This window comes from Streptococcus sp. k-163 (genome assembly GCF_013277555.1).
In the GTDB taxonomy this organism is placed as follows: Bacteria; Bacillota; Bacilli; order Lactobacillales; family Streptococcaceae; genus Streptococcus.
The window spans coordinates 86,748-92,835 of the sequence record NZ_VMND01000005.1 but is presented as its reverse complement, the minus strand read 5'-3'; the positions used below and the strand labels follow the sequence as shown (position 1 = coordinate 92,835).

At 33.1% G+C, this 6,088-nt stretch carries 4 protein-coding genes; 1 reads left to right on the top strand and 3 read right to left on the bottom strand.

What is annotated here, in order from left to right; translation table 11 throughout:
• The first annotated feature begins 801 nt into the window (after positions 1-801).
• Positions 802-1,614: a hypothetical protein gene (locus tag HT731_RS01765; RefSeq protein WP_053092715.1), complete on the top strand. Its 813-nt coding sequence runs from the start codon at positions 802-804 to the stop codon at positions 1,612-1,614.
• Between the two features lie 509 nt (positions 1,615-2,123).
• Here the strand turns inward: HT731_RS01765 and HT731_RS01760 are convergent.
• From HT731_RS01760 to HT731_RS01750, 3 genes are all read right to left on the bottom strand, one after another.
• Positions 2,124-3,725, bottom strand: coding sequence for a type I restriction-modification system subunit M (locus HT731_RS01760; RefSeq protein ID WP_061759689.1), 1,602 nt, complete (start codon positions 3,723-3,725; stop codon positions 2,124-2,126).
• Positions 3,726-3,898: 173 nt separating this feature from the next.
• Positions 3,899-5,020: a restriction endonuclease subunit S gene (locus tag HT731_RS01755; protein WP_061759690.1), complete on the bottom strand. Its 1,122-nt coding sequence runs from the start codon at positions 5,018-5,020 to the stop codon at positions 3,899-3,901.
• Positions 5,017-6,072 carry an AbiH family protein gene (locus HT731_RS01750; protein WP_061759691.1) on the bottom strand — a complete coding sequence of 352 codons (1,056 nt, stop codon included), beginning with the start codon at positions 6,070-6,072 and terminating at the stop codon, positions 5,017-5,019. Before HT731_RS01750 ends, HT731_RS01755 begins: the two co-directional genes overlap by 4 nt.
• Positions 6,073-6,088: the final 16 nt, after the last annotated feature.

Sequence of the window (6,088 nt, the reverse complement as noted above, 5' to 3'; positions counted from 1 at the left end):
ACTTTTTGGGATCAGTACATTTTAAGCGTTTTTTCTTTTTGTTAATTTCAGTACATTGCAATATAAATCATTCAAATGACTATATTTTTTGTTAGATAAATTAGATTTTCGTTTTACATAGCTATCCATTTAGAGGATTTAAAATTAAAACTGATAATTTTCACTCAACTATTGATAAACAGTTTAAAGTTAATTGTAAAGTAAGACTATTCTATATTTTGAAGATTGTTTAACATAAAGAATCTAAAAATTTCTCAATTTTGGAATTTTAAAAAAGATGACCAAATATTTTATAAAACGCAGTATATCAAGTTTGTTGATAAAATAACTGATACGTTTTTATAATTTTAAAACCATTATACCTAATCTCCGTTTTTAATAAAAATAAAATAGTGTCGAATCGTGGTATAATGATGATAAAGAATTTTTTATACAAACTTTTCCCATGCACTATTTTATATTTGATAGGTAATTGAAGCAATAAAAAATATTTATAAGTTAATGTATCAGATTGATGAACTTACTGAAACATAAAGTTATCAGGAACTATATTTCGAATAAATAGCTCGATATTTTTAATACAAACAAACTATCATTCAAACTTTTGAAAAAAATCATAAAAGATAAAGTAATTATATTTACTTTTAGTAAACATACAGATTAGATTTTTAATCACAAAACAATATCAAGTAATATATTTTATGGAAGATACTATATATTATAATTTATACTAATCTGTATTAGAATATTTCACAAAATAAGAAATCTACTAGTCTCCAAATTATTATATGAGGTATAAAAATGAGCAGAATATTAAAATTTTATAAACAAAGTACTGTAATTGTGCCGATTATAGTCAGTCTTCTCACTACTGCTATTGTTCCGTTTTATCAATATGTAACAAGAAGACCGTCATACTCCTTTGTACTAAATAATCCAGTTGGATGGACTAAAGATGACGACATCTTCTCCATATATAATTATGGTAGCGATGATATGAAAGATACAACTGTATATATACGGTCATATATGATTCTCTCTTCAAATTCTCATTCGGACTATTTCGATGATTATATATCTACACATAGTCTATCTATACCTATGGAAGGATTAGATATGAGATTTCAACTAACAGGAAAATCAAAAGGAAAAATTGGACATATTAAATTTAACACAGATCAAAATCCTTTTAGTAATTACTTTTCAAATAATCATGTTGAATTTGGACCAAATTTAAATATTGATATTTCTAATAGAATAAATGAAAATAATTTACAAATCAATACTAATGATATTGACTCTGGATACGATAAAATGAATCTTGTTATTTTCACAATTTTCATCAATAATACAAGTAAAACACAAAATAATCTCTCTAATATTCAAGTTTATGCAACAGATTATTCTTCAGATTATAATACAGGTAAATCACGAACAAAATTAATACCAACTAATATATATTTTAAACAATTTGAGGATAAATATGAATATGATTATGCTAAATACTACAATAGAGAAGATTATGATAGATTTTGGAATGATAAAGATATAATAAACACTTACTATTCAAAATTCATTGATCAAATAATTAACGATTATAAAAAAATAAAATAATATAAGAAAATAACTTCTCAACTAGAAATATGAGTAAAAGATATAGTTTAAAAGAAATTAAAATTATTATAAGCAAAATTACTATTTATAGCTACATTGAATTATATGGGTAAATATTAAAATTTATGTCCAATCTGTATTTAATATTTATAAAACTTTTAAATTCCAATTATAGTACAACACTCTTTTACTTCGGGTGTTCACTATCAATTCTATCTAGTAATAATAGTAATTTTTCATCAATAATTTTATATTGAAGTTCATCTTCATTTTACTTCACGAAAATAATACACACTTTACTTATTTTGTTTTAGAAAAATAACATCACTTCTCAAAAATTTAATCATTATCTTTATGTTAAGGATTAAATTCTGTATTTGATAGGACTGAATCCTTTTAGTTTAGTTTTAATTCGATTTTTACTTAAATAATCAATAACAAAAATGACAATAGATTTTCTACTGTCATTTTATTTTTCTAAATTTTTAGCAGAGTATTCTCACAAGTCTCTAAATCTCTTTCAACTTTTCGAGATAGGCGGTTAATTCTGCTTGGGCTTCTGGTGTTGTGCCTACTAGCTGGCTGCGCATGTGTGCGAGTCTGGCTTCTACTTGTCCAATCTCCTTATCAATCTCTGCGAGCTGGTCGGCGAGGTCGACGAGGGGAACTACGGGTTCTTCCTCAAAGGTATCGACATAGCGTGGAATGTTGAGGTTATAGTCATTTTCAACAATCTCTTCAAAGCTGGCTAGATGGGCAAATTTCTCGACATTCTCGCGTTTTTGATAGGTCTCCAAAATCTTGGCAATATGGTCTTCGGTCATATTGTTTTGATTTTTCCCTTTTTCAAACTCTTTTGAGGCATCGATAAAGAAGACATCCTTATTGGTGCGATTCTTTTTAAGGATGATAATAGTTGTCGGAATAGAGGTATTGTAGAAGATATTTGCTGGCAAGCCGATAACTGTATCAATAGCGCCTTCTTCTAATAGATGCTGGCGAATCTTCTGCTCGGCTGCTCCTCTAAAGAGAACTCCGTGAGGAAGTACAATGGCCATGACACCATTATGCTTGAGGTGGTAAAAACCGTGAAGGAGGAAGGCAAAATCTGCTTTAGACTTAGGTGCCAGAACTCCATAACTTGAAAAACGAGGATCTTGCAGGAATCCACTATCTGCTGACCACTTCAGTGAATAGGGTGGGTTCATCAAAACCCCATCAAAGTCTGTAGGCTCCGTCGTCGGCCAATCTTCGTCTAGGGTATCGTGGTTGCTGAGGTGGTAGTTCTCAATCGCGACCCCATGAAGCATCATATTCATGCGAGCAAGGTTGAAGGTCGAAGTAATCAACTCCTGACCGTAGTAAGAAATCGTCGAAGCTTCCTTACTATAGCGCTTGGCATTGAGCAAGAGAGAACCAGAACCCATGGTCGGGTCGTAAACCGACATGCCCTTTTGATGCTCACGCCCTGCAAAGACAATCTGAGTCATGAGATGAGAGACTGCTTGAGGTGTATAGAACTCTCCAGCCTTTTTCCCAGAATCACTGGCAAATTGGCCTATCAAGTATTCATAAGCATCACCCAAGATATCACCAGCATGACCAGAGACATTAAGGTCGTTGAGCTGTTTCATGACTTCAGAGATGGTCTTGTTTTGCTTTTGTGGGGTGTTGCCTAGCTTTTTCGCATAGAGGTCAATATCTTCGAAAAGATTTTCAAATTTTTCATTAGCCTGCTCGATATCACGGAAACTTTGGGCTAGAGATTCTAGCTGGAAGGTGCCTTCGTGGATAGACTGAACCAGCTTGGTAAAGGTTAGAGAAGGCTCAATCACATAGCCCAACTCGTCATTTAGAACCTCGATGAGGTCTTCACGGACATCTGCATCCGCAAAGTTTTCCTCATAGAGAAGCTGGGCTTGCTGGAAGGACTCATAGGTCTCGTCCAAGTTGTCACAGACGGCTTGGAGGATGTTGTCGGATAGGTACTTGTAGAAAATCAAGCCCAAAAGGTAGGACTTGTATTCATTGGCTTCCATCTGGCCACGCAGGATATCTGCCGCATTCCAGAGGGATTGGTAGAGTTCTCTTGATAAATCTGTTTGTGACATAGGGTCTCCTATCAATTTCTACTTTCATTCGTTTAGTATAGATTTTTACGGTCTTTGTATTTATTTGAATTGAACACGACCTAAAAGCTGGGTAAAAAAGATAAACTGTCTTGTCTTCATCGAAGACTGTCCCAGTTTCTTATTTTTACTGGGCTTTTGACGGTCTTTGTATCTTAGATAAACATTTTTCTGAGTAGGGTTTGTTTGCTTTCTTTGAGCTGGTTGACTTTTTCCTCTTGCTTGGCAATGGCCTTGTCTAGGTCTTGGAAGAAAGAACCGATGACCTCTTGTTCAGGGAGAGAAGGTAAGGAAGATAGTTCATTCTTCAATAAAGAATAATGACGTTTATACCCTTGGGATTTAGGCAGATATCTTTCTAACATTATAAACAAAAATGGCTGAGTAGTTAAATCTGAGTGTAATATTTTTATACCATCTGTAGCTAATAAAAAAGGAGTCTCAGGTTTAAATAAAGATAATGTATGATCACCAAAAAGAATAACATTACTAAAATTATTAAATGGTTTATTATCTGAAAAACCTACAATAGGAATGTCCCCTTGTTGTATTACAGGATTATTTCCCTCTTCATAATACTCGGTAATATAATTTTTGGAACTAATAGATTGGATTATCTCCCCCAACTTCACTTCCTTCCACTCATCTTCAAATCCTGCGAAACGAAGGGCGGGTTTGGTTTGTCCTTTGGCTGAGAATAAGAGCTTGAGGTAGGTTTTCTTCTGCTCTTTGAGCACCTCTAACTTACGCTGTTGAAGGGTGATAAGGTGGTCGAGATTGCGAAAATATGCTCCAATTTTCTGTTGTTCGCTGTATTTTGGATAATATGCTTCAAATCCCATTACATCAGAAACTGATAAATTTGTTTGCTTTGCTCCATCATCAAATGCTAAGAAATATGGATGCCTATTCATTAAAATGTAAAGAAAATAAGGGAATGTTTCGCCTATTGGAGTTATCCCTGCGATTCGCTGATTTAGCGTGTATTTATCATTTTTTTCGACCCAAAATGTTCTCGCAATAGCACGACCATTTGGAACATCACTCAGCACAAAGGCAATCTCATTTTCAAACAATGCTTCATTTTTCTTATTAGAAAATTTCTTTACTTCACCATCTGTGGAAATGAATTTTGAATTTACTACAATATACTTTCCGTTCTCATCAATGCAGTTTTCGTGAGCCTTTCCGTTACGATATTGAGCTACTTCTCCCAACTTACGCTGTTCCCAAGCTTCAGTATATCTCACAAAGCGATAACTTGGTTGTTTTGTCATATTACTCCTCCAACTAATTCGTCTTTATCTATATCTATAAATTGCAATTGATAAGCTTTACGAGCTCCCCATGCCTTAAGTATTTTCTTAATAGTATATTCATTCTCCTTATCGAACTGGTCTACATAAATGCTCACATCCGGTGCCTGTTTAAAAATTTCTTTAAAGTAAGGAGCATCCACTCCATTCTCATCCCGAATACCAAAACCAATGAAGTAGATTTCTTTGATAGAACTTAAATTTTTGAAAAGGGATTCGTGCTTTCTAAGTTGCTGATGGACAGGCTTTTTATTAGCAGCAGATAGTCTGTACATAGCCCGAGATAAAATATCTGCTCCTTCTGGTATGACTATCGAATCTTCTCCATGACCAAATATGAGAACTCCATCATCCAAATCACCATGAATATGAATGATGTTAGAAGAAGAAATGCCGTAAAAATCCTCTAAAGTACGAGTATAATTGAAATTCAAAAATCTTGCATTTCTATTAGTTAAAATCGTTTCTTTCACAATCGGGAAATGAGAGGTAAATTTTCTCATGCTTAATTGACTTTCCCATTGTTCATAGGTTTCTTTAATCCATTGTTTAAATAACTTGTTCAATTGATGATGAACATATTGACTGAGTTTATCCGCTACCTTTTCGGCAAATCCTTTTCTAGACTCAGTATCCTCTTTACTATCGTTTGTCACATAGTAAGAAGTGCTAGTATTCATAAAAGGGAAGCAGACTAGTTTTTCTTCAAAATCTCCCCAAAGCCTTTCTGTAGCTGTAATATGTAAAAAAATTTGATAAAGTAATTTCAACTTTTCCTGACTATCAGTACCATTCAATATTTCCATCACTTCTTCAGCATATATTTCACTCTTATATATTCTGTTATCACTGTCTTTTAGAAAATCTTTGATAGAATCAAAATTTTGCAACGACTCTAACAAATCATCTTTCCCATAAGCCTGCTGATAAACAAACTTCTTGAAATATAAATAATCCGTCTTTAAATCATGTGCTATATCAAAACCATTTCCGATAATAAATAATTTCTCCACTATATCCCCCCTTTCT